We start from the raw sequence: 25516 nt of genomic DNA on the forward strand, positions 1-25516 counted from the left end.
AGGGGATTCAAGTGGCAGTGCCAAGTAATTTAAAATATTCAAAAGAACATGAATGGGTAAAAGTGGAAGGTAATACAGCACTTATCGGTATTACTGATTTCGCACAAAATGAATTAGGCGATATCGTATTCGTTGAGCTTCCAGAAGTTGACGATGAAGTAACAGAAGGCGATACATTCGGTAGCGTAGAATCTGTAAAAACAGTTTCTGAACTTTATTCACCAGTATCAGGTAAAGTTGTTGAAGTTAACGAAAGCTTAGAAGATGAGCCAGAAGCTGTTAACGAATCACCATACGAAAATGCATGGATGGTTAAAGTTGAATTATCAGACGAAAGTGAGTTAGACGCATTAATGGATGCAGCTGCTTACGAAGAAATGATTGGCGAATAATAATACTAAATTTCCGGAATGAAAATGTGAATCACAATTTCATTCCGGATTTTTGTATATAAAGAAGCCGATATAGTAGCATAACTTTGTATAAGGTGCTACTCTCAACCTAGAATAACAAGGTGAGAGGTTGTACAAGATGACACAGAATCACACACAAGATGAGGTGCTGACAGAACACTTTGATGAAGAAGTTCATCTCATTTTTGGATATACAAGCATGTGTGGGACATGCAAAGTTTCTGAACACATGTTAGATATTGCCAATAAGATTTTGGCGTTACCGTTAACGAAGGTGAATTTAAATTTTTATCCAGAATTTAATCAAGAAAATAAGATTATGTCAGTACCTGTTTTACTGATCATGAAAAAAGATCAAGAGGTTGAAAGGCTCTATGCATTTCAGTCAGTACCTTTTTTGTTAGAAAAAATAAAAAAAGTTATTGACGAATCTTGATTGCGGTGGTATGATTTAAACAATTCAATATTCAGAAAACTCTTATCACGAGTGGTGGAGGGATGTGCCCTGTGAAGCCCGGCAACCGTCTAGTAATAGAAATGGTGCCAAGTCACATAAAGTTGTAACAAACTTTTGAAGATGAGAGAAAGGTACCTTATAAATTGCCTTCTCTTTCATTTCAAAAGAGAAGGCAATTTTTATTTGGCGTAAGAGATGCTTAGCACAAGGAGGAGCAATATGATTGAGCTGAAAAATATTGTAAAGAAATATGAAAGCAAATCCAAATCTGTCACTGCAGTCGATCATGTCAATTTAAATATTGATAAAGGAACGATTTATGGCATTATTGGATTCTCTGGGGCAGGTAAAAGTACGCTTGTAAGGCTTTTTAACTACCTAGAGACACCGACATCGGGCGACGTCATCATTGGTGGCGATAATATCGTTGAATTAAGCAAACAAGCATTACGCCAAAAGAGACAAAAAGTAAGCATGATTTTCCAACATTTCAATTTATTATGGTCACGAACTGTTTTAGATAATATTAAGTTCCCATTAGAAATTGCAGGTGTCCCTAAAGCGGAAGCCGTAGAAAAAGCGAAGTCATTAGTAGAACGCGTTGGTTTGGCCGGCCGTGAACATGCATATCCATCAGAATTGTCAGGTGGTCAAAAACAGCGTGTTGGGATTGCTCGAGCATTAGCAAATGATCCAGAAGTGCTATTGTGTGACGAAGCGACAAGTGCGCTAGATCCACAAACCACTGATGAGATTTTAGATTTATTACTACAGTTGAAGAAAGAACAAAACCTCACAATTATTATCATCACACATGAAATGCACGTGATTCGTCGTGTATGTGATGAAGTTGCCGTGATGGAAAATGGCCGTGTCATTGAAGAAGGGAAAGTATCAGAAGTTTTTGAAAACCCACAACATCAAGTGACACGTCGATTTGTTCAAGAAGACTTGCAACCAGAACATGACTTCGAAAGTATTGCGAATGCATTACCACTTGAAACAGGTGACAGGGTCATCAAGTTAACATTCTCTGGTGAAAATACGACGCAACCAGTCGTTTCATATATCGCAAGAAAACATAATGTCACTGTGAATATTTTAGAAGGCAATATCAAACAAGCAAAAACGGGTGCAGCAGGATTTTTACTCCTACATATCCCAGCTATTTCACAGGAAAACTTTAATCATTTACAACATGATTTAGAGTTGCAAAACATTCTAGTTGAGGTGATTAAACATGGGTAAGAGTTTTAGTGAAATCTTAAATGAGATGATCACAATGCCAAATATTCGTTGGCCAGAAGTTTGGATTGCAACGTATGAAACACTTTATATGACTGTGATTTCAACGGTATTTTCATTTGTACTAGGTTTAGTTTTAGGTATTATCTTATTCTTAACATCTAAGAGTAAGTCGAAGGTTGGTCGTGTATTTTATAGCATCGTATCATTCTTTGTAAACTTATTCCGTGCTATTCCGTTCATCATTTTAATCTTGCTTTTAATTCCATTTACAAGCTTGATTCTCGGAACAATCAGTGGTCCAACGGGTGCGTTACCGGCGTTAATTATCGGTGCTTCACCTTTCTACGGTCGACTTGTTGAAATTGCACTTAAAGAAATTGATAAAGGTGTTATCGAAGCAGCACGTTCAATGGGGTCAAATACTTGGACAGTGATTTTGAAAGTTTTAATTCCAGAATCATTGCCAGCATTGATTTCAGGTATTACCGTAACAGCCATTGCACTTGTAGGATCTACAGCAGTTGCCGGTGTTATCGGTGCCGGTGGTTTAGGTAACTTAGCTTACTTAACTGGTTTTACACGTAACCAAAATGACGTTATCTTAGTTTCAACTATCTTAATCTTGATCATCGTTTTTGTAATTCAATTCTTAGGGGATTGGTTTACAAATAAAATAGATAAACGATAATTTTTTAAAAGGAGCATATAATTATGAAAAGAATTTTATCCATTGCATTAGTTCTTGTTTTAGCAGTAGCACTTGCTGCATGTGGTAACAAAGAAGACAAAAATGATAAGAAAGTTGTTGTAGGTGCATCTCCAGCACCTCATGCAGAAATCCTTGAAGAAGCTAAACCATTATTAAAAGATAAAGGTTATGACTTAGAGGTAAAAGTAATCAATGACTACACAACACCTAACAAATTGTTAGATGCAGGTGAAATCGATGCAAACTTCTTCCAACATACACCATATTTAGAAACTGAAAAGAAAGACAAAAAATACAAAATTGAATCAGTAGGTAATGTTCACTTAGAACCAATGGCTGTCTATTCTCAAAAATATAAAAGCTTAAAAGACTTACCAGATGGAGCAGAAGTTTTCGTTTCTAACAACCCAGCTGAACAAGGTCGTTTTCTTAAATTCTTCGTGGATGAAGGATTAATCAAAATCAAAGATGGCGTTAAGATTCAAGATGCTACTTTTGATGACATTGTAGAAAACAAAAAAGACATTAAGTTCAACAACAAACAAGCGGCAGAGTTCTTACCAAAAACTTACCAAAACAACGAAGGTGACGCGGTTATTATCAACTCTAACTATGCAATTGAGCAAAAGTTAAACCCGCAAAAAGACTCTATCGCAGTTGAAAACGGCAAAGACAATCCTTATGCAAACCTAATTGCAGTTCAAGAAGGACATAAAGATGATGCGAAAATCAAAGCATTAATTGAAGTTTTACAATCTAAAGACATCAAAGACTTTATCAATAAGAAATATGATGGTGCAGTAACTCCAGCAGAATAAGGTTACTTACTTTGAGAATTAAATAATAAGATGGGAGCACACTGTGTAAAAGGCACAGCGTGACCCCGTCTTTTTTTATCACTCATTTCAGAGTGGGATGAAGGAGAAAGGGGGATTTCAATGAAAAGATTAAGAATATTCACACTATTATTATTTGCATTTGCTGTCATTTTAACAGCATGTGGTCAACAAAAAGAGACGTCAAAAGAAGATAAGAAAATTGTTGTTGCAGCATCTCCTGCGCCTCATGCAGAAATTCTTGAAGAAGCCAAAGCACTATTAAAAGATAAAGGTTATGATTTAGAAGTAAAAGTGATCAATGACTACACAACACCTAACAAATTGTTAGATGCAGGTGAAATCGATGCAAATTTCTTCCAACACACACCATACTTAGAGACTGAAAAGAAAAATAAAAAATATAAAATCGAATCAGCAGGTAATGTTCACTTAGAACCAATGGCTGTCTATTCAAAAAATATAAAAGCTTAAAAGATTTACCAGATGGCGCAGAGGTTTTCGTTTCTAACAACCCATCTGAACAAGGTCGTTTCCTTAAATTTTTTGTAGATGAAGGTTTAATTAAAATTAAAGATGGCGTTAAAATTCAAGACGCAACTTTTGATGATATTGTAGAAAACAAAAAAGACATTAAATTCAACAACAAACAAGCTGGAGAGTTCTTAACAAAAACGTATCAAAATAATGAAGGTGATGCGGTAATCATTAACTCTAACTTTGCAATTGAGCAAAAATTAAACCCACAAAAAGATTCTATTGCAGTTGAAAACAGCAAAGACAATCCATATACAAACTTAATCGCAGTTCAAGAAGGACATAAAGACGATGCAAAAATAAAAGCTTTAATTGAAGTTTTACAATCAAAAGATATTCAAGATTTTATCATTAAGAAATATGACGGTGTAGTAACACCAGCTGAATAAATATAGCTTTGAAAATTAAATAAATTTCAAAGTGGGGAAAAGAAGAAAGGGGTATTTCAATGAAAAAATTAAGACTATTTACACTATTGGTAGTTGTATTCGCTGTCGTTTTAACAGCATGTGGACAACAAAAAGAGGCATCAAAAGATGATAAGAAAATTGTTGTAGCAGCATCACCAATACCGCATGGAGAAGTCGTGAAAAAGGCAGGAGACATTCTTAAAAAAGATGGATACGATGTTGAAGTAAGAGAAGTCAATGATTATAAGATCCCTAATAAATTACTTGATAAAGGTGATGTCGATGCGAATATGTTCCAACACGTTCCATATTTAAAAGCAGAACAAAAATCACATGGTTATCAATTAGAAGAAGTTGGGAAAGTGTTAACAACGCCAATGGGTGTATATAGCCAAAAGCATAAAAGTCTTAAAGATTTACCCAATGGTGCAAAAATCTATGTTTCTAATAATCCAGCTGAAGAAGGTCGTTTCTTATCATTCTTCGTTAAAGAAGGTTTAATCAAAATTAAAGATGGTGTCAAAATTGAAGATGCTAAGTTCGATGATATTGTAGAAAATAAAAAGAATATCCAATTTGATAACCAACAAGGTGCAGAATTCTTACCTAAAACATATAACAATAATGAAGGTGACGCTGTGATTCTAAACTCAAACTATGCGATTGATAATGGATTAAAGCCGCTTGAAGATTCAATTGTAGTGGAAGATGAATCTTCACCATTTGCAAATGTGTTAGTTGTTCAAAAAGGACATAAAGATGATAAGAAATTCCAAGACTTGATTAAAGCACTTCAATCTGATGAAGTGAGAGATTATATTAAAAAAGAATATAATGGCGCAGTGATTCCTGCAAAATAATAAAAAACAGTATTTTAAGTTAATGTCGACTTAAAATACTGTTTTTACTTTGAAATTATGCTTCAGTGTAACGTCCTAATACGTAACTAATCACGAAACCTGCGATAAGCGTTAAGACAGATACAAACCATGTGATACCACTTGCTGGGATGCCCGGATATACAGAGAATAATGATCCGATTACGAGCCCCAAGATAGCAGCATACGTCATATACGTATAGTGTTGTAATAAATAAGTAATTAACTTACTCGCCAGTAGAAAACCAACTAGAATTCCCATTCCTACAGTAATAATCACTGGGAGAGCTTGGAAATTAAAATGAACAAGTTCTGAAATTGAATAAGTCACCGTACTATAAACACCAAATACTAATAGAATAAATGAACCAGAAATACCTGGTAATAACATAGCACTTGAAGCACAAATCCCTGCAATAAAGTATTTAATCAACATAGGTGCTGATAAATCGATATAAGCAGGTGCACCATGAGCTGTATCACCTTTGAAAAGGGCCATGACAGCTAAAAATACAATCGCTGCTACTAAAATTGCCCAATGCTTTACTGTGAATGTTTGTTTTATTTTTGAAATACGCACTAAAAATGGCACAATTCCAATAATTAATCCGAAGAAAAAGTACATTGTTGGTATCGTATGTTCTGCTAAAAGATAGTTAATGAGACTGCTCAAACCACCGATTGCAAGACCCATTCCAATAACAATTGGAAGTAGAAAGGCAATACTTTGTTTGAAGTTTTTAGAGAAGACACCACTGACAGAAGCAATGAAGTCATCATAGATTCCTAATAATAAAGCGATTGTCCCTCCGCTCACACCTGGGATCAGGTCGCTAATTCCCATGGCAAACCCTCGAGGGATATTTGAAAGTTTAAATTTAGACATAAAAATGATTCCTTTCATCATAAGTCATTTTATCATAACACAATATTGCCACATCTGTTATCTCTACGTCATAGGACTTAGGACCTATTAGCACCTATTGAGAACAGAAGTCCCTTTATTATCAATAACATAGGGAATCCCCCAATTATTTTAAGGATAAAATAGAGGGGGTTTTACGATCCTAAAAGGTTTATAAAACTGATTAATTCGGTTATAATAGGCATGTAGATTTGAAGTATGGTTTTGACGTTACATTAAAATTATTATAAACTAGTACAAGGAATCAATCATTTATTTGGAGGGAATATCAATGCCATCAGTATTAGAAATTAAAGATTTACACGTATCTATTGACGATAAAGAAATCTTAAAGGGTGTTAACTTAACAATTAACACAAATGAAATACATGCAATCATGGGACCAAATGGTACAGGTAAGTCAACTTTATCTTCAGCAATCATGGGTCATCCATCATTTGAAATCACTCAAGGTGAAGTATTATTAGATGGTGTGAATGTACTTGAATTAGAAGTAGATGAACGCGCTAAAGCAGGTCTTTTCCTTGCAATGCAATATCCATCTGAAATCACTGGTGTGACAAATGCGGACTTCTTACGTTCAGCAATCAATGCACAACGTGAAGAAGGTCAAGAAATCAACTTAATGCAATTCATTAAGCAATTAGACAAGCACATGGACTTCTTAGAAATGGATAAAGACATGGCACAACGTTACCTAAACGAAGGTTTCTCTGGTGGGGAAAAGAAACGTAACGAAATTTTACAATTAATGATGTTACAACCTAAATTCGCTATCCTAGATGAAATCGACTCAGGTCTTGATATCGACGCATTAAAAGTTGTATCTAAAGCTATCAATGAAATGCGTGGAGAAGAATTCGGTTCATTAATCATCACACACTACCAACGTCTATTAGACTACATCACTCCTGACTTCGTACACGTAATGTACAACGGTATCATTGTTAAATCAGGTGGTGCTGAATTAGCAAAACGTCTTGAAGAAGAAGGTTACGAGTGGGTTAAAGAAGAATACGAAGCGTTAGAAGCGAAGTAATAATCATCAATATAGGAGGAAATAATTATGACGACTGAAACATTAAATATTTCTGAAGCGCAACTTGTTGATTATTCACAGGCTCAAAACGAACCTTCTTGGATGACAGCGCTAAGAAAAGACGCGTTAGCACAAGCTGAGTCTTTAGAAATGCCAAAACCAGATAAAACAAAGATCGATAAATGGGATTTTGATTCATTCAAACAACACCATACAACAGGTGCAGCTTTTGAAGATCTTAAAGCATTACCAACTGAAATCGATCGTATTATAAATGTAGAAGAAACAGAAAATCTTATCATCCAACATAACAACTCACTTGCTTTCACAAAAGTAAATGAAAAAGCACAACAAGATGGTGTGATTATTGAACATATCAGCGATGCGTTGAAAAATCACAGCGACTTAGTTGAAAAGTATTATATGAAAGATGCGGTAACTGTTGATGAACATCGTTTAACTGCATTACACACAGCGTTGATGAATGGTGGCGTATTTGTATATGTTCCTAAAAACGTTGTTGTTGCGGATCCAATTCAATATGTCGTATTACATGACGATGAAAATGCTAGTTTCTTCAACCACGTATTAATCGTGACTGAAGAAAGTGCAGAGCTGACTTATGTAGAAAACTACTTATCTACAACAAGTGGTGAAGGTAACCAAATCAATATTATTTCAGAAGTAATTGCAGCACCAAATGCGAAAGTATCTTATGGTTCTGTAGACTTCTTAGATAAAGGATTTACAGGTTACATTATCCGCCGTGGTGTCACTGCAGCCGATGCAACAATTAATTGGTCATTAGGTTTAATGAACGAAGGTAACCAAATCATTGATAATATAACAAATCTTATCGGTGATCGTTCAACATCAGACTTGAAGTCAGTTGTTGTAGGTCGTGGAGATCAAACAATTAATTTAACGTCTAAAATCGTACAATACGGTAAAGAAACAGATGGCTATATCTTAAAACACGGTGTTATGAAAGAAAATGCATCATCAATCTTTAATGGTATCGGTCATATCAAACATGGTGGTACAGGTTCAGCAGCTAACCAATCATCTCGTGTGTTAATGTTATCTGAAAATGCACGTGGTGACGCAAACCCAATCTTATTAATTGATGAAGATGATGTAGAAGCAGGTCACGCAGCATCAGTTGGACGTGTAGACCCTGAACAACTTTACTACTTAATGAGTCGTGGTATTTCACAAGAAGAAGCAGAACGTTTAGTTATCCATGGCTTCTTAGACCCAGTTGTTCGCGAATTACCAATTGAAGATGTACAACGTCAATTACGCGAAGTTATCGAACTTAAAGTAGGTAAATAACATATCTTTAGAAAGGTCTGTGGTAGACGTGGCTGATACTCAGTTAGATGTAAAAGCAATCATTCAAGACTTTCCCATCTTAGAACAAAAAGTCAATGGTAAGCGCCTTGCATATTTAGACTCAACGGCAACAAGTCAAAAGCCAAAACAAGTGATTGAAGCGCTAGATGATTATTATGAACGTTATAACTCAAACGTTCATCGTGGTGTGCATACACTTGGTTCATTAGCAACAGATAGTTATGAAGGGGCTCGCGAAACGGTTCGTCAATTTATTCATGCACAATATTTTGAAGAAATTGTCTTCACACGAGGAACAACAGCATCTATTAACCTTGTTGCACATAGTTATGGTGATGCAAATATCCAAGAAGGCGATGAGATTGTTGTGACAGAAATGGAACATCATGCAAATATCATTCCATGGCAACAATTGGCAAAACGTAAAGGTGCGACATTGAAGTTTATTCCAATGACTGAAGATGGAGAGCTTACAATAGAAGCAGTTAAAGAGACAATTACGGATAAAACGAAAATCGTTGCAGTTGCCCATGTATCAAATGTTTTAGGTACCATTAATGACGTGAAAGCAATTGCTGAAGTAGCGCATGTACACGGAGCGATTATTTCAGTTGATGGTGCACAATCAGCACCACATATGAAAATAGATGTTCAAGAGCTTGATGTGGATTTCTATAGCTTTAGTGGTCATAAGATGTTAGGTCCTACTGGTATTGGTGTTTTATATGGTAAACGCCAACATTTACAAAATATGGAGCCAATTGAATTTGGTGGCGATATGATTGACTTTGTAGGATTATATGAAAGTACATGGACAGACTTACCGACGAAGTTTGAGGCAGGTACACCATTGATTGCCCAAGCGATTGGTTTGAAAGCGGCTATTGAGTATATTGAAGCAATTGGTTTTGATGCGATTCATGCACATGAACAAGAGCTCACTCAATATGCTTATGAGCAAATGTCTCAAATTGAAGGCATTGATATCTATGGTCCTGCTGTTGATAAGCGTGCAGGTGTAATCACGTTTAATATGGATGGTGTGCATCCACATGACGTAGCAACTGCACTTGATACAGAAGGTGTTGCAGTGCGTGCAGGTCACCATTGTGCACAGCCATTGATGAAATGGTTAAACGTATCATCTACAGCACGTGCAAGCTTCCATATTTACAACACGAAAGAAGATGTCGATCAACTTATCGAAGGATTAAAGAGAACGAAGGAGTTTTTCTCATATGAATTTTAATAACTTAGATCAATTGTATCGTTCTGTCATTATGGATCACTACAAAAACCCTCGTAATAAGGGTGTGATAGAAGATGGCACGATGACAGTTGATATGAATAACCCGACGTGTGGTGATCGAATCCACTTAACTTTTGATATTGTAGATGGCATGGTACATGATGCTAAGTTCGAAGGTGAAGGTTGTTCTATCTCTATGTCAAGTGCGTCTATGATGACAGAAGCAATTAAGGGACACAGTCTTAAAGAAGCAATGGAGATGAGCCAAGAGTTCACGAAAATGATGCTTGGTGAAGATTACACTATCACTGAAGATATGGGAGATATTGAAGCATTACAAGGTGTTTCTCAATTCCCAGCACGTATTAAGTGTGCAACACTAGCGTGGAAAGCATTAGAAAAAGGAACAGTTGAAAAAGAAGGTAAGGGCACAACAGAAGACGAGTAAGTGCCTGTTAAATGATAGAAAAGGAGTGGATTTCATTCCGCTCCTAGCATGCTAAGAATATAAAGGAGTGTTGATTGATGGCTAAAAAAGCACCTGATGTGGGCGATTACAAATATGGCTTCCATGATGAAGACGTATCGATTTTTAGATCAGAACGTGGCTTAACAGAAAACATTGTACGTGAAATCTCAAATATGAAAGGTGAACCGGAATGGATGTTAAATTTCCGTCTTAAAGCCTTAAAATTATTCTACAAGATGCCAATGCCACAATGGGGCGGCGACTTGTCTGAATTAGATTTTGATGATATCACTTACTACGTTAAACCATCTGAGCGTTCTGAGCGTTCATGGGATGAAGTTCCTGAAGAAATCAAACGAACTTTTGATAAATTAGGTATTCCTGAAGCGGAACAAAAATATTTAGCAGGTGTATCTGCGCAATATGAATCGGAAGTCGTATATCACAACATGGAAAAAGAACTTGAAGAACAAGGGATTGTCTTCAAAGATACGGATACAGCATTAAGAGAAAACGAAGAGCTATTTAAAGAGTACTTTGCATCTGTTATTCCAGCAGGCGACAACAAGTTTGCGGCATTGAACTCAGCAGTTTGGTCTGGTGGTTCATTCATCTACGTACCAAAAAACGTAAAAGTAGATACGCCGTTACAAGCTTACTTCCGTATTAACTCTGAAAACATGGGTCAATTCGAACGTACATTAATTATTGCGGATGAAGGCGCATCAGTAAACTACGTTGAAGGTTGTACAGCGCCTGTGTACACAACAAACTCATTACACTCAGCAGTTGTTGAAATTATTGTACACAAAGATGCACACGTTCGTTACACAACAATTCAAAACTGGGCAAACAACGTATATAACCTTGTAACAAAACGTACACTTGTTCATGCAAATGGTAACATGGAATGGGTAGACGGTAACATGGGTTCTAAACTGACTATGAAATACCCAGCATGTGTTCTTGTAGGTGAAGGTGCGAAAGGTAGCACATTATCTATCGCATTTGCCGGTAAAGGACAAGTTCAAGATGCGGGTGCTAAAATGATTCATAAAGCACCAAACACATCTTCAACAATCGTATCAAAATCAATTTCAAAAGATGGCGGTAAAGTTGTATACCGTGGTATCGTTCACTTTGGACGTAAAGCCAAAGGTGCACGTTCAAACATCGAATGTGATACGTTAATTCTAGATAATGAATCAACATCAGATACAATTCCATACAACGAAATCTTCAATGACAATATCTCTTTAGAACACGAAGCAAAAGTTTCTAAAGTATCAGAAGAACAACTCTTCTACTTAATGTCACGTGGTATTTCTGAAGAAGAAGCGACAGAAATGATCGTAATGGGCTTCATTGAGCCATTCACTAAAGAATTACCAATGGAATATGCTGTTGAAATGAACCGTCTCATCAAATTCGAGATGGAAGGATCAATCGGATAGGATGAAACCCAATGGTATCAAGCTATTTAAGTATTTACTTAGGTGGTTTGATACCATTTTTTAGGTTCTTCACCATTTTGTGGTGGGATGGCATCATATGCTGTCCCATTTTTTTAATACCTCTGAATAAAATTTTCTTGAAATAGTAAAGGGTACATATTATGATGAGCATATGTTAGGAGGTAATTGTTATGAAAAATGTATTTAAAACAGTTGCTAAAGCATATATGATTTCTGGTGATTTGATTGGTTTTAATGGCATCAAAAGAAATAAAGATAGGAAAATGCATAGAGCATTAATTGATGATAGAGATAGAGTGGCTGAAGATTGGAGAAACATAGGTGTAGATATACAGAATGCCCTAGATAACTATTCTAGAAGGTAAGGTTTAATTGAACGGCAAGTAAAAAAGTATCAAATGAAGTAAAAGTCCTAGAGCAAAAGTTAGAAAATGCCAATAATTCTGAGGAACGTCAAAAAATTATTGCGCGAGAAATCTTTTTAACGAAAAGTGGTCCTTTACCTGACCCAAAAGATTTTAGCAAATATGAAGAGGTATTACCTGGTTCTGCTAATAGGATTATTGAAATGGCAGAGAAAAATCAGTAATATAGAATTCATATTGAGTTAACAGAACAAGAATTGTATTATAAAAGTAATAATACGATTACATCAAAAGGGATATATTCAAGTACGATTATTTCAATCGTTGGTATCGTTGGTGCCGTAATATTAGGCGTATTTGGTAGCGAATTGGCATCAGGCATTATTGGTTCATTATCACTCGGGAATATTGTGGTAAGCATGATTAATTCAAAAGTTAATAGTATAAGAAGAAAAGAATAATAATATTTGTAATGCACAGGAAGGTTTATAACATACCATTTTTGGAGAATGATATAAATTTTGCTGTGCATTTGTTTAGTTCTTAACCAATCGTTTTATTTTGGTTTGTAACTTTTATAGTGGGGTGGCATGATATGCTGTCTCACTTTTTATATCTGTGGAAAAATACACCTTTGAAAAAATACAATATTTATGAAATGATAAACTTATGGGGGATTTACATATACTAATTCATTATAAAAGGGGGGAATTATGATGATTAATAAAAACTATACACTATTGTTTTTAGCATCTTGTGTCTCGACATTAGGGGCGTCGATGACATATATTGCGTTATATTGGTATTATTTTGAGCAAACAACAGTCACTTCGCTGACGTTATTAACGACGGCAACGTTTTTGGCAGGATTTGTATTTAATTTATTTTTAACGCCCATTTGCGATAAATACGATCCAAAATTATTGATGCGAACAACAATGCTGATTCGCTGTATTATATTGCTTTTTGTAGGGGTGGCAATGTATTTTTTCGACATCAGTATTTATTATATGGTGGCGATGATGATTTTGTTAGTTGCATTGGAATCTGTTTATGACCCATCATCAATAAAAATAATTACAAGAATTGTTAAAGAAGACGACTATGTGACTGCTAATTCTTGGATCTCGATACTCGATCGTATGGGTTTTTTAATAGGGATGCTATTAGGTGGTATCATTATTACACTGATCGATATTGAAATGATTCTATTTATTGAAGCGATTTCGTTTTTTGTTGGTTTTATCTTACTTTACTTTGTTCAAGAGACATATAAGGTAAATGAACAAGAAACAGATGAATAGGATAACTATTTTGTACTTTGGAAGAATGGGATTACGTATATTTTCCAGACTAAGTGGTTATTATGGATTGCTGTCATTGCAATTGCTGCGAATTTAGCGATAACACCTGCCGTTACGTTATTAATTCCGTATACTTCAGAAATTTTGTATGGTCAGTCTATTCATTACTCGATTTTAGAAGTTTCTAGTATTTTAGGTGGCATGATGATGGCATATGTGATTGGTAAGTTTAAAATGCAGAAATTGTTTCGTTGGTTTGTCATTGCTCCTTTGCTACAAAGTATGTGTATTATCTGCTTAAGTTTTAATCGCACGATAGGTATTGCAATTGTATTGTTATTTTTATTAGGTATGTTTATATCATTATTCAATGTGCCTTTTACAACAATTTTACAGAAATACGTTCCCAATTCATATTTAGGTAGAGTGAGAGGCGGGATGATTGCTTTATCAACAAGCTTATCGAGTGTTTGTTATGCGTTTTCAGGAATTATTTCAGACAAAGTAGGTATTGTACAAGCAATATTGATTTATGGCATGTTAGGTCTGATCATTATCTTAGGTATGGCACTTCTCAAACCATTTAAATACACAGTGATTGATAAATAAATAGTGATACTGTAAAATATTTTTACCCATTAAAAACAGACAATTCAGACAACAAAATGTATTACATGTTTGATAGAGATAAGGATGTGTTATGAGTGATTAGACCATGTACATTAGAAGATTTGAAAGCATTGCAGGCGATTTCTTGCCAGGCGTTTGATGAAACATTCGGTCCATACAATAAAAAAGAACATATGGATCAACATTTAGCCACTGCGTATACAGATGAGAAGTTAACAAAGGAACTTCAGAATCCAAATTCATATTTTTATTTTATTTATGCAAAAAATGAACTTGCGGGATATTTGAAGTTGAATGCATTTGATGCGCAAACGGAACCTTTTGATGAACAACATTTTGAAATTGAACGTATCTATCTTTTGAATGCATTTCAAAAGCAGGGCCTTGGGGCAAAATTATATGAGAAAGCTGTGGAAGTTGCACAATCATTGAATTGTCGATACATATGGCTTGGTGTATGGGAAAAGAATGAGAATGCGATTGCCTTTTATAAGAAGAATGGTTTTGAAAAAATTGGTGCACATACATTTTATATGGGAGATGATCCGCAAACGGACTATATTATGAAAACAGAACTGTAGGGGGCATGTTTATGTATATTCCAAAATATTATCAAATGCACGATTATGAAGAAATGAAGGCATTTATGGTTCAATATCCATTTATTACAATGGTGACAGTTTCTGAAGGGAGACCAATTGCATCGCATATTCCAGTGATGGTGGAAGAACGCGAAGAAGTATTGTATTTAGTAGGGCATCTGGCTAAGGGCAATACGCAAGTTCAGACATTAACTGACAATGATCAAGTACTCGCAATTTTCCATGGTCCTCATGATTATGTGTCATCTTCGTGGTATGAAACAGAGGATGTACCCACATGGGATTATCAAAGTATTCATGCTTATGGTTCGAGTCGTATACAATCTTATGATGAACTGGCTGAGGCGTTAGAAAAATTACTCGATCATTATGAAGGACATCGTGAAAATGGCGCGACTTGGGGTCAGTTGTCGGAACAGACGAAAAAGCAGATACATGGTATTGAAGGATTTGAGATAAAGGTAACAGAAATTGAAGCTGCTTATAAGTTGAGTCAAACGCGTAGTGAAAATGACAAAAACAACATTGCGAAACATTTGAAACAGACGGGAAATGATTCTCCATCGAAACTTGCAGAAGAAATCAAAAAATATGGTCTGTAACGGACTTTCAATTTTACGGAATGTTCCAAGGCGTTATACGATCTTGGTGGCTTATCAATACAAAATAGACCTTTCAAAAATTGAAGTAGGTCAAAATAATACAAAGATGGTATGAAGTGTGTAAGGTTATCAAACTTCTACCATCTTTCAATTTTTAAGGTATCTCAGTCGATAAAACCTGTAACTTGCTTTTCAAGATATCATATTAGAAAATATATTTAATCGAACTTTTGCTTTATAAAAAATAAAGTGATTAGATTCAATATTATAGTTAATGAGGAGGCGCTGTTTAGTGATCATTGCGATCATTTTATTAATCTTTGTATCATTTTTCTTTTCAGGCAGTGAAACAGCACTGACTGCGGCGAACAAAGTTAAATTAAAAGCAGAGGCAGACAATGGCAATACAAAAGCTGCCAAGTTATTAAAATTATTAGAAAAACCAAGTGAGTTTATTACGACAATTCTCATTGGGAATAATATCGCAAACATTTTATTACCAACGCTTGTGACAATACTTGCTGTGGATATGGGTGTCAATGTTGGGTTAGCATCTGCCATCTTAACGGTCATCATTATTATGTTTGCTGAGGTCATTCCTAAGTCAATTGCTGCTACGTTCGCAGATCAAATTGCACGCCTCGTTTTCCCGATTATTCGCTTTTTCGTGGTGATTTTCAAACCAATCACAATGATATTAAATGCGATAACAGATGGGCTGACACGATTCCTTTCAAGAGGACGAGAAGTGGAAAAAATGTCGAAAGAGGAAGTACGTACAATGGTTGCGATTGCGGGAACAGAGGGTGCTTTCAATGAAATGGAACGCAATCGTATTCAAGGCGTGATGGATTTTGATCGGCTTAAAATTGATGATGTAAGCAACACACCACGTGTTAATGTGACGTCTTTATCGGTAGAAGATACATATGATGAAGTGTATGATATCGTCATGAATCATCCTTATACACGGTACCCGGTATATGAAGGGGATATCGATAATGTGGTGGGTGTCTTCCACTCAAAGTATTTATTAGCTTGGAGTAAAGCACCGGATAACAAAGTAATGGATTATAGTTCTGAACCACTCTTTGTTTACGAGCATAACCGAGCAGAATGGGTGCTTCGTAAAATGACGATTACACGAAAACATATGGCGATTGTCCTGGATGAATACGGTGGAACAGATGCTATCGTAACTCATGAAGATTTGATAGAAGAAATGTTAGGTATGGAAATCGAGGATGAGTTGGATCGTGTGGAACAAGAAAAATTGAATCGCGTTCGATAATTCTTAAACATAAAACAAGGGGATGATATGATGTGGTATCAAACAGCGATTACTGAACAGTGTGGTATTCAATTTCCAATTATTCAAGCAGGGATGGCAGGATCAACGACGCCAGAACTAGTGGCGAATGTATCAGAAGCAGGAGGTCTTGGTACGATTGGTGCGGGTTATATGACACCCGAAAAATTGGAGCAAGAAATTTTAGAAGTGAAACAGTTAACTTCTAAGCCATTTGCGGTAAATTTATTTGTTCCAGAGGCTTTTACATATACGGATGAAGCGGTCAATACGATGAATGACCACTTACAATCATATCGTGAGGCTTTATCGTTAGAAACACCAACAGCAGGGAAGCATGATTCTGAGGTATTTCAACAAGTAATTGATGTGGTGATAAAACACCAGGTAGCAGTGTGTACATTCACATTTGGTGTACCAACGGTGGATATCGTATCAAAACTTCATGAAGCAGGTGTTATCGTTGTAGGAAGTGCGACGACGGTTGCAGAAGCACAAGAAGTAGAACGTGTTGGAATGGATGCAGTTGTTGCACAAGGAAGTGAAGCGGGAGGCCATCGTGCTGCCTTTCAACAAGATGGTGCGACTTCACTCGTTGGGACAATGGCGCTCATTCCACAAATGGTAGACCATGTAAGTATTCCCGTGATAGCAGCCGGTGGTATTATGGATGGTCGTGGATGGATAGCGAGTCATATGTTAGGCGCTGTAGGTGTTCAACTAGGGACAGCATTTTTAACAACGCGAGAAAGTGCCTCGCAACCAGTACATAGAGAGGCAATATTAAATAGCACTGAAACAGACACAGTCGTAACGAAAGTCTTAAGTGGTAAAGCAGCAAGAGGGATTCGTAACGCATTGATTGACGACTTAGAAAGTGTACCTGATAAAGTGTTACCTTATCCAATTCAAAATGATTTAACGAAACAATTACGTGCCACTGCAGCTAAAGAAAATAATGCACAATGGACGCATATATGGAGTGGACAAGGTGGGCGTCTTGCAAGAGATACGGATGCTCAAACACTGATAAAGTCATTATTAACAGAAGCGCAAGAACAAATAGACAGGCTCAACTAATCGTTGTGCCTGTTTTCTCTTTATGATATCAGTCAGAATGTTGTATGGTGTATGCATCATTATGGTACGATGAATGTGCTAAAATAGAAGGGAAGACAAAGAATGATAGAGATTGGTCTAACAGGGTGGGGTGATCACGATAGCTTGTATGAAGACATGCAGAGAAAATCTGATAAGCTCAAAACATATGCGAGTCACTTTCCTATTGTAGAGTTGGATGCTTCATATTATGCGATTCAGCCAGAGCGAAACATCGTCAAATGGATCAAAGAAACCCCGGAACGTTTTAAATTTGTTGTTAAAATTCATCAAGCATTGACGTTACATGCAGACTATCATGATTATGTAGACTCGATAGATACACTGTTTGAGGAATTTCGACAAATGTTACAACCATTGATTGCATCAGATAAACTGGCAATGGTATTAGTTCAATTCCCACCATGGTTTGATTGTACAACGAAAAATATTAATTATATTCGTTATGTACGCGCACAACTTAAACAACTTCCTGTTTGTATTGAGTTCCGCCATCGTTCATGGTTTGAGGATGATATGAAAGAACATACACTTTCGTTTTTAACAGAACATGAACTGATTCATGCAGTCTGTGATGAGCCACAAGTTGGAGAAGGCTGCGTCCCTTTTGTCAACCGCATCACACACGCAACTGGTCTTGTTCGCATGCACGGTCGGAATGTACATGGTTGGACTAAAAAAGATATGACCGACCAAGAATGGCGAGATGTCCGCTATTTATATCAATACAATGATGAGGAATTGCAAAAGCTGGCTAATCAGATTCAAATTCTCGATCAAAAAGCTGAGAAAATTTATGTTGTGTTTAACAATAATTCAGGTGGCCATGCAGCTCAAAATGCCAAAACATTTCAACGCTTTCTTGGGATTGATTATGAGGGTTTGGCGCCACAACAGTTAAAGTTATTTTAAGGAGACATGATCATGAGTATCATCATTTTATTATTAGTTGGCTTTTTATCTGCCGTTATTGGCTCTATTGTGGGTATTGGTGGCGGTATTATTATTGTGCCAACATTGATTTATTTTGGTGTGACACTTGATGTTTTACAAGGAATCACACCCCAGACTGCGATAGGGACATCCTCAATTATTTTAATTGTAACGGGTTTGTCATCAAGTCTCGGTTATTTAAAACAAAAACAAGTAGATGTTAAGAATGGCATGATATTCTTAATAGGGATTATTCCTGGTGCATTAATTGGCGCATACCTAAGCCAGTACTTAACATTGCATTCTTTTAACCGTTATTTCGGTATCTTCCTAATCTTTGTTTCTATATTATTAATGATTCGACATAAAATTCCTCCGATTCAAGCCTTTCAACAAGAACGTTATATGAAGTCATTTACAGATGCGCATGGTGAGACATACCGCTATGGTGTCGTGCCGTCTGTTGCGATTATTTTATCATTTTTAATTGGTATGACTTCTGGTCTCTTTGGTATCGGGGGTGGTGCACTGATGACACCGCTGATGTTACTTGTATTTCGTTTTCCACCACATGTCGCAGTTGGTACAAGTATGATGATGATTTTCTTCTCAAGTATTACAGGTTCTGTCGGGCATATCGTACTCGGACATGTTGTCTGGGGATATAGTCTGATTCTTATCATCGCAAGCTGGTTCGGTGCCAGATTAGGTGTTAGAATCAATCGTTCGGTCAAATCTGATACCGTTGTACTGATATTACGCATGGTAATGCTTATACTGGGTGTCTACTTAATAACAAGATCATTTTTTAGTTAAAGGAAGGTGAATATGATGCGTGTCACATTGTATCATACGAATGATATACATAGTCATCTCGATGCATATGCGCGAATTTCTGCGTATATGGCGAAGCATCGTCCAAACTTGAATCATCCCTCTCTCTATTTAGATATTGGAGATCATGTTGATTTATCGTTACCGGTGACGGAAGGAACGATGGGTAAGCGAAATGTTCAGTTACTCAATGATGCGAATTGTGATATCGCAACAATTGGTAATAATGAAGGGATGACAATATCGCATGACGCATTGAATACATTATATGATGATGCGAACTTTACAGTGACGTGTGCAAATGTATTTGATGAAGCGGGTCAGTTACCAAATAACTTTGTAGAATCTTATATAAAAGAGATTGAAGGTGTACGTTTCTTATTTATAGGTATAACAGCTGCTTTCACACCATTCTATCGTGCGTTAGACTGGCTTGTTACGGATCCATTAGCTGCAATTCAACACGTGGTTCGTCAACAAAAAGGGGCATATGATGTCTTGGTTGTTATGAGTCACGCAGGCATCTTCTTTGATCAGGAGCTTTGTAAAGTATTGCCAGAAGTTGATGTCATACTTGGTTCTCATACACATCACCATTTCTTAGAAGGCGAGATGTCTAACGGTGTGCTGATGGCAGCAGCAGGTAAATATGGTCATTATTTAGGAGAAGTGACACTGGATATTGAAAATGGACAAGTTATCCATAAGCAGGCTACATTACATCCATTAGAAACGCTACATGAAGTAACAGTGGACTTTGATAAAGAAGGCCGTTCTTTATTGAATACACCTGTTGTTTCAAAACCAATGACTTTGCAAAGAGAAACAAACTTTATTACGCAGGCGACATATCAACTGGCTGAAAGTGTTCATGAATATATTGGTGCAGACTGTACGATTATTAATGCAGGATTAATGGTCAAAGGATATGAAAATAAAATATTAACAGAATACGACATTCATCAAATGCTACCTCACCCAATTAATACAGTTCGAGCTAAAGTAACAGGACGCGTACTTAAAGAAGTACTGCTGACTGCGCGTGAACAAACGTATATGTATGAACATGCACAAGGATTAGGTTTTCGAGGAGATATTTTTGGAGGCTATATTTTATATAATGCAGGATATATCGAATCAAGCAATCGATATTTTGTAAATGGTAAAGAGATTAAAGACGATAAAGTCTATCAACTAGGAACGATTGATATGTATACTTTTGGACGTTATTTCCCAATGCTTAAAGGGCAACCGATTGATTATCTGTTACCAGCATTTTTACGTGATATTTTTAAATCATATATAGATGCTGACTAAAACATGAGACAAGGTCGTTTTAATTTTCAATAAAGTCCGTTATAATAAATACAGAGTTGAATTTCACAGGAGGGTATCCACTGCTATGGCTACGAAAAATGAAGAAATTTTACGCAAACCAGATTGGTTAAAAATAAAGTTAAACACGAACGAAAACTATACAGGTCTTAAAAAGATGATGCGAGAGAAAAACTTGCATACTGTATGTGAAGAAGCGAAGTGTCCAAATATCCATGAATGTTGGGGTGCGCGTCGTACAGCAACATTTATGATTTTAGGTGATGTATGTACACGTGCTTGTCGTTTCTGTGCGGTTAAAACAGGTTTACCGAATGAATTGGACTTAGGTGAGCCAGAACGTGTTGCAGAATCTGTAGAATTAATGAACTTGAAACACGTTGTTATTACAGCTGTTGCGCGTGATGACTTAAAAGATGCAGGTTCAAACGTATATGCTGAAACAGTTCGTAAAGTTCGTGAACGCAACCCTTATACAACAATTGAAATCTTACCTTCAGATATGGGGGGAGATTACGAAGCGTTGAAAACATTAATGGCTGCACGTCCAGATATTTTAAACCATAATATCGAAACAGTACGTCGCTTATCACCAAGAGTTCGTGCACGTGCAACATATGATCGTACACTTGAGTTTTTACGTCGTTCTAAAGAATTACAACCAGATATTCCAACAAAATCAAGTATCATGGTTGGTTTAGGTGAAACAATTGAAGAAATCCATGAAACAATGGACGATTTACGTGCCAATGATGTGGATATCTTAACAATTGGTCAATACTTACAGCCTTCACGTAAACACTTGAAAGTACAAAAATACTACACACCATTAGAATTCGGTAAGTTACGTAAAGTTGCGATGGAAAAAGGCTTCAAACATTGTCAAGCAGGTCCACTTGTACGAAGCTCATACCATGCTGACGAGCAAGTAAACGAAGCAGCTAAAGCAAAACAACGTCTTGGCAATGAACAACTTAATTCATAAGCATTTAGGTGATGCAGATATGATCAAAGCAGGCAATCATTATTTTGAATTGATAGAGTCGTATCGAGATGCTTTTAACGAAGAAGATTTTGTATCACGTTATTCGGAAATTCTAGATAAATATGATTTTGTAGTTGGCGATTATGGTTATGATCAACTTCGATTGAAAGGATTTTATAGAGATACCTATAAAAAAGCAGATTTTAATAAACGCTTCTCAACCATTCAAGACTACTTATTAGAGTATTGTAACTTCGGATGTGCTTACTTTGTTGTAAGACGTTTATCCAAACAGGAAGTCGATCAACAATTACTACAAGAAGAAGTTGAAATTGACGAAGTAGATAAGTTAAAAGATGTTAAAATCCAGCCGACTATTCAAAGTTAATATACACTGAAACCCCATGATTTAGGAATGTGATTATTTCTAAATCATGGGGTTCTTTGCAGTTATTTAATTAGCTAATGACATCACGTAAGTAATCTGTGAGTTCTTCTCCTTCAGCTTCATTGACGCCAAGTATATAGGCAATATATCCTTCTTCATCCAGGTCATCTGTCCCAATAATACCAAATTTATTTGTCTGTGTATTAAGGACGAGTGTTTTACCATAATGACGGTCTGTTTGAAGCAAGATAAGATCATAACGTGTTTCTTCACCGATAAAGCCGACAAAACGGATTTGTGATGGTTCGACATCATCATATAAAAACATATCTATCATATTAAGAACTCCTTCAAAAATCGTATAGTATCAGTATATCGAGAAATGAAGTGACACGCAAAATTGTGATATGATAGATAGGAATAGGGGTGACAAATATGTATTTTGTAGACAAAGAACAGTTATCAAAAAAACTCACATATTTAAAACGATTAACGGAAGATTATGAATCAGTTAAAACGAATAGCTATGCCTTTGAACGTGTGGCACAGATGCTGATCGAGTCATCGGTAGATATTGGTAATATGATTATCGATGCCTTTATTTTGCGTGATCCAGGCAACTATAAAGATGTTGTAGATATTTTAGAATTGGAAGGTGCGATATCGAAGGAAACGAAAACAGTCTTACATGAGACAATCGATGTGAGACGTCAATTTGTTCATTTATATGATGAATTGGATAGTCAAACTTTAGTTCCGTTATTTGATCGTGCAATTCCTTATTATCAACAATTTATCGAGGAAATCTTACATTTCTTAGAACATGAAAATGTACCTGTAACAGCATTTGGTAAAGGAGCACAAGAATAGATGAAAACATATAAAGCGTATTTAATTGACTTAGACGGTACCTTATATAGAGGAAGTCAGGTGATCGAAGGCGCAGTTGAATTTATTAATGGATTGAATCAATATGACATTCCACATTTATATGTAACTAATAATTCAACAAAATCACCAGAAGATGTGGTAGAGAAGTTAGCTTCAATTGGTATCGACGCAAGACCAGCAGAAGTCGTGACATCTGCCATGGCAACAGCTGATTATATTAGTAGTGAAAAGCCTCATGCGTCTGTGTATATGATTGGTGACACAGGTCTGAGAACCGCATTATCATCTGCTGGTTTAGACCTTAAAGATGATACCGATGTTGATTTTGTTGTTGTGGGATTGGATGAGAATATCAACTATGAAAAGCTAACAAAAGCGACGTTAGCGGTTCAACGTGGGGCGACATTTATTTCAACAAATAAAGATCCGTCTATACCGAAAGAGCAAGGTTTCTTACCAGGTAACGGCTCTTTAACAAGTGTGGTCACAGTGTCTTCTAAAACAGAACCGATATTTATCGGTAAGCCCGAAACACCAATCATGCAAAAAGCGCTAGACTTATTGCAGTTAGACAAGTCAGAAGTAGCGATGATTGGTGATTTATACGATACAGATATTATGTCAGGTATCAATATTGGCATTGATACCATTCATGTACAAACTGGTGTGACGTCTAAAGAAGAAGCTTTAGCTAAAGATATCCCACCGACAGTGAGTATTGAGAATTTAACAGTACTGTTAAAAGAAATTGAAAAAGGGCAGTGATCGTATGGAGAAAATTTTAGTAACACGTCGAATTCCGGAAAAATTTAAGCAGCGTTTAGAATTAATCGGTGAAGTTGAGATGTGGGATCATCATTTAACACCGATGCCTCGTGAACAGTTTATGGAGACAGCTGCAGATAAAACAATTTTACTCATTACATTGAGTGAAAAAATTGATCGTGATTTGCTTGAACAAGCACCTAACTTAAAAATTATTGCCAATATGGCAGTGGGTTATGACAATATTGATCTTGCTGAGGCTGAGAAGCGTGATGTCGTCATTTCTAATACACCTCATGTTCTTAGTGAAACAACAGCTGAATTAGGCTTCACATTGATGATGGCAGCATCTCGCCGTCTATCAGAAGCGATTGATTATGTAAAAGATGGCAAATGGGAAAGCTGGGGACCCTATCTACTAGCTGGAAAAGATATTTATCGTTCAAAAGTCGGTATTTTTGGTATGGGTGAAATTGGTAGAGCATTAGCCCGCCGTTTAAAAGGATTTAATGCAGATATCCTTTATCATAACCGTTCACGTAATACGAAGGCAGAAAATGAACTTGGCGCATTTTATACGTCTTTCGAGACACTTGTTCGCGAAAGTGACTTCATTGTCTGTACAGCACCATCAACACCTGATACACGTGATAAATTCAACAAAGAGGTATTCAAAATGATGCGCAATGATGCCATATTCGTGAATATTGGTCGTGGCGATATCGTTGTAGAAGAAGACCTTGTAGAAGCATTACAAACAGGTGAAATTGCAGGTTGTGCATTGGATGTTGTTCGTGATGAACCAATTCGCATGGACCATCCATTATTAACATTGCCAAATGCGATTGTTACACCACATATTGGTAGTGCTACAGTGCTAACACGTGATCAGATGATTCAAACATGTGTGTTAAATATTGAAGACGTCGTGCAAGGAAAATCAGCACGTAACCAAGTCTTTATGAAATAGAAAATAGGATGAGGTTGGACAATATTGTTTAGTTGTCCAACCCCATTTTTTATTGTTCGCTTGTTGTGTCAGTGACGTCAAAATGCTCTGACATATAACGTTTTAATGGCTTTAATTGCACATAGCCATCAGCAACATATTCGTCATTCATCGTTACAAGTGGATAAAATAATTCGTCATTTCGAATTTGCTCAATAAATTGTTCATCGTGATCTGTTAAGTTCTCTGTGTCACGGTCAATATCGATGTATGTGAATTTAAAGTTAAGATTTGGATATTTTTTAGGTAATAACGTTTCTAACCAATCATAGGTGTTGCGTGCACTTGGTGCGTTGACACAACTTGCACAAACAGTTTCAGCTCCATATATTACTACGCTCACTTTTGTCATTTGAACATCCCCCTAGTTAATAGAATAGATTTTCGATACTATTTCTATTATAATAAGAAAGAGGAAGAATATGAACCATTTAAGTTGAAAGG

General features: G+C 36.3%; 31 protein-coding genes, 1 pseudogene and 1 riboswitch. Of the genes and pseudogenes, 29 read left to right on the forward strand and 3 right to left on the reverse strand.

Annotated features, from left to right (window positions below):
• Positions 1–11: 11 nt before the first annotated feature.
• The 7 genes and pseudogenes from gcvH (at position 12) to MUA88_RS02635 (ending at position 5470) form a co-directional block, all read left to right on the forward strand.
• Positions 12–392 (forward strand): glycine cleavage system protein GcvH, encoded by a 381-nt coding sequence (gene gcvH / locus MUA88_RS02605; RefSeq protein ID WP_262604597.1) that lies wholly within the window; start codon positions 12–14, stop codon positions 390–392.
• Positions 393–531: 139 nt separating this feature from the next.
• Complete coding sequence (locus MUA88_RS02610; RefSeq protein WP_262604598.1) at positions 532–849, forward strand: thioredoxin family protein; 318 nt, start codon at positions 532–534, stop codon at positions 847–849.
• A gap of 39 nt (positions 850–888) precedes the next feature.
• A riboswitch (SAM riboswitch) is annotated at positions 889–997 on the forward strand.
• Positions 998–1089: 92 nt separating this feature from the next.
• Complete coding sequence (locus MUA88_RS02615) at positions 1090–2118, forward strand: methionine ABC transporter ATP-binding protein (RefSeq protein WP_262605724.1); 1029 nt, start codon at positions 1090–1092, stop codon at positions 2116–2118.
• A complete protein-coding gene (locus MUA88_RS02620; RefSeq protein WP_262604600.1) occupies positions 2111–2806 on the forward strand; it encodes a methionine ABC transporter permease in 696 nt (231 codons plus the stop codon). The genes MUA88_RS02615 and MUA88_RS02620 overlap by 8 nt, the downstream gene beginning before the upstream one ends.
• Positions 2807–2829: 23 nt before the next feature.
• Positions 2830–3645, forward strand: coding sequence for a MetQ/NlpA family ABC transporter substrate-binding protein (locus MUA88_RS02625; RefSeq protein ID WP_262604601.1), 816 nt, complete (start codon positions 2830–2832; stop codon positions 3643–3645).
• Positions 3646–3765: 120 nt separating this feature from the next.
• Positions 3766–4589: pseudogene (locus MUA88_RS02630) on the forward strand (MetQ/NlpA family ABC transporter substrate-binding protein).
• A gap of 59 nt (positions 4590–4648) precedes the next feature.
• Positions 4649–5470, forward strand: a complete 822-nt coding sequence (locus tag MUA88_RS02635) for a MetQ/NlpA family ABC transporter substrate-binding protein (protein WP_262604602.1) — start codon at positions 4649–4651, stop codon at positions 5468–5470.
• Positions 5471–5525: 55 nt separating this feature from the next.
• On the opposite strand, the gene popT is transcribed toward MUA88_RS02635, so the two are convergent.
• The gene (popT, locus tag MUA88_RS02640; RefSeq protein WP_262605725.1) at positions 5526–6374 is read right to left on the reverse strand and encodes a polyprenyl-phosphate transporter PopT; all 849 of its coding nucleotides are present in this window, start codon (positions 6372–6374) and stop codon (positions 5526–5528) included.
• Between the two features lie 310 nt (positions 6375–6684).
• Here popT and sufC point away from each other — a divergent pair, with 310 nt between their 5' ends.
• From sufC to MUA88_RS02730, 19 genes are all read left to right on the forward strand, one after another.
• Positions 6685–7452 (forward strand): Fe-S cluster assembly ATPase SufC, encoded by a 768-nt coding sequence (gene sufC, locus MUA88_RS02645; protein ID WP_262605726.1) that lies wholly within the window; start codon positions 6685–6687, stop codon positions 7450–7452.
• A 27-nt stretch (positions 7453–7479) separates the two neighbouring features.
• Positions 7480–8787: a Fe-S cluster assembly protein SufD gene (sufD, locus tag MUA88_RS02650; protein WP_262605727.1), complete on the forward strand. Its 1308-nt coding sequence runs from the start codon at positions 7480–7482 to the stop codon at positions 8785–8787.
• 28 nt (positions 8788–8815) lie between these two features.
• The gene (locus tag MUA88_RS02655; protein WP_481906608.1) at positions 8816–10057 is read left to right on the forward strand and encodes a cysteine desulfurase; all 1242 of its coding nucleotides are present in this window, start codon (positions 8816–8818) and stop codon (positions 10055–10057) included.
• Positions 10047–10505: a Fe-S cluster assembly sulfur transfer protein SufU gene (gene sufU / locus MUA88_RS02660; protein ID WP_262560331.1), complete on the forward strand. Its 459-nt coding sequence runs from the start codon at positions 10047–10049 to the stop codon at positions 10503–10505. Before MUA88_RS02655 ends, sufU begins: the two co-directional genes overlap by 11 nt.
• Positions 10506–10582: 77 nt before the next feature.
• Positions 10583–11980 carry a Fe-S cluster assembly protein SufB gene (sufB, locus tag MUA88_RS02665; protein WP_262604607.1) on the forward strand — a complete coding sequence of 466 codons (1398 nt, stop codon included), beginning with the start codon at positions 10583–10585 and terminating at the stop codon, positions 11978–11980.
• Between the two features lie 191 nt (positions 11981–12171).
• Positions 12172–12366, forward strand: coding sequence for a hypothetical protein (locus MUA88_RS02670; RefSeq protein ID WP_262604608.1), 195 nt, complete (start codon positions 12172–12174; stop codon positions 12364–12366).
• Positions 12367–12476: 110 nt separating this feature from the next.
• Positions 12477–12590 carry a DUF2335 domain-containing protein gene (locus MUA88_RS10930; protein ID WP_481906570.1) on the forward strand — a complete coding sequence of 38 codons (114 nt, stop codon included), beginning with the start codon at positions 12477–12479 and terminating at the stop codon, positions 12588–12590.
• Between the two features lie 33 nt (positions 12591–12623).
• Positions 12624–12827, forward strand: coding sequence for a hypothetical protein (locus MUA88_RS02675; protein ID WP_262604609.1), 204 nt, complete (start codon positions 12624–12626; stop codon positions 12825–12827).
• Positions 12828–13079: 252 nt separating this feature from the next.
• Entirely contained in the window at positions 13080–13670 is a 591-nt protein-coding gene (locus tag MUA88_RS02680) for an MFS transporter (protein ID WP_262605729.1), read from the forward strand.
• 207 nt (positions 13671–13877) lie between these two features.
• Positions 13878–14279: an MFS transporter gene (locus MUA88_RS02685; RefSeq protein ID WP_262605730.1), complete on the forward strand. Its 402-nt coding sequence runs from the start codon at positions 13878–13880 to the stop codon at positions 14277–14279.
• Positions 14280–14374: 95 nt separating this feature from the next.
• Positions 14375–14881, forward strand: coding sequence for a GNAT family N-acetyltransferase (locus MUA88_RS02690; protein ID WP_262604612.1), 507 nt, complete (start codon positions 14375–14377; stop codon positions 14879–14881).
• A gap of 11 nt (positions 14882–14892) precedes the next feature.
• A complete protein-coding gene (locus MUA88_RS02695; protein ID WP_262604613.1) occupies positions 14893–15504 on the forward strand; it encodes an FMN-binding negative transcriptional regulator in 612 nt (203 codons plus the stop codon).
• Between the two features lie 292 nt (positions 15505–15796).
• On the forward strand, positions 15797–16795 hold the full coding sequence (locus MUA88_RS02700; RefSeq protein ID WP_262604614.1) for a hemolysin family protein: 999 nt from the start codon (positions 15797–15799) through the stop codon (positions 16793–16795).
• Between the two features lie 30 nt (positions 16796–16825).
• Positions 16826–17893, forward strand: coding sequence for an NAD(P)H-dependent flavin oxidoreductase (locus MUA88_RS02705; RefSeq protein WP_262605094.1), 1068 nt, complete (start codon positions 16826–16828; stop codon positions 17891–17893).
• Positions 17894–17995: 102 nt separating this feature from the next.
• Positions 17996–18844, forward strand: a complete 849-nt coding sequence (locus tag MUA88_RS02710; protein WP_262604615.1) for a DUF72 domain-containing protein — start codon at positions 17996–17998, stop codon at positions 18842–18844.
• 6 nt (positions 18845–18850) lie between these two features.
• Positions 18851–19681, forward strand: coding sequence for a sulfite exporter TauE/SafE family protein (locus MUA88_RS02715; RefSeq protein ID WP_262604616.1), 831 nt, complete (start codon positions 18851–18853; stop codon positions 19679–19681).
• Positions 19682–19696: 15 nt separating this feature from the next.
• Positions 19697–21016: a bifunctional metallophosphatase/5'-nucleotidase gene (locus MUA88_RS02720; RefSeq protein ID WP_262605095.1), complete on the forward strand. Its 1320-nt coding sequence runs from the start codon at positions 19697–19699 to the stop codon at positions 21014–21016.
• An 85-nt stretch (positions 21017–21101) separates the two neighbouring features.
• On the forward strand, positions 21102–22019 hold the full coding sequence (gene lipA, locus MUA88_RS02725) for a lipoyl synthase (RefSeq protein WP_262604617.1): 918 nt from the start codon (positions 21102–21104) through the stop codon (positions 22017–22019).
• A 19-nt stretch (positions 22020–22038) separates the two neighbouring features.
• The gene (locus tag MUA88_RS02730) at positions 22039–22407 is read left to right on the forward strand and encodes a YutD family protein (RefSeq protein ID WP_262605096.1); all 369 of its coding nucleotides are present in this window, start codon (positions 22039–22041) and stop codon (positions 22405–22407) included.
• Positions 22408–22477: 70 nt separating this feature from the next.
• Here the strand turns inward: MUA88_RS02730 and MUA88_RS02735 are convergent, their stop codons facing one another.
• A complete protein-coding gene (locus tag MUA88_RS02735; protein ID WP_262604618.1) occupies positions 22478–22744 on the reverse strand; it encodes a DUF3055 domain-containing protein in 267 nt (88 codons plus the stop codon).
• A gap of 98 nt (positions 22745–22842) precedes the next feature.
• Here MUA88_RS02735 and MUA88_RS02740 point away from each other — a divergent pair, with 98 nt between their 5' ends.
• From MUA88_RS02740 to MUA88_RS02750, 3 genes are read left to right on the forward strand one after another with little or no spacing between them, the layout of a single operon-like run.
• Positions 22843–23277: a DUF86 domain-containing protein gene (locus tag MUA88_RS02740; protein ID WP_262604619.1), complete on the forward strand. Its 435-nt coding sequence runs from the start codon at positions 22843–22845 to the stop codon at positions 23275–23277.
• Positions 23278–24063 (forward strand): 5' nucleotidase NucF, encoded by a 786-nt coding sequence (locus MUA88_RS02745; RefSeq protein WP_262604620.1) that lies wholly within the window; start codon positions 23278–23280, stop codon positions 24061–24063.
• Between the two features lie 4 nt (positions 24064–24067).
• Positions 24068–25033: a 2-hydroxyacid dehydrogenase gene (locus tag MUA88_RS02750; protein ID WP_262605732.1), complete on the forward strand. Its 966-nt coding sequence runs from the start codon at positions 24068–24070 to the stop codon at positions 25031–25033.
• Positions 25034–25082: 49 nt separating this feature from the next.
• Here the strand turns inward: MUA88_RS02750 and MUA88_RS02755 are convergent, their stop codons facing one another.
• Complete coding sequence (locus MUA88_RS02755) at positions 25083–25424, reverse strand: YuzD family protein (RefSeq protein WP_262604622.1); 342 nt, start codon at positions 25422–25424, stop codon at positions 25083–25085.
• Positions 25425–25516 lie beyond the last annotated feature (92 nt).

Origin of the sequence: Staphylococcus sp. IVB6240 (assembly GCF_025558425.1) — a bacterium.
Classification (GTDB): Bacteria; Bacillota; Bacilli; order Staphylococcales; family Staphylococcaceae; genus Staphylococcus.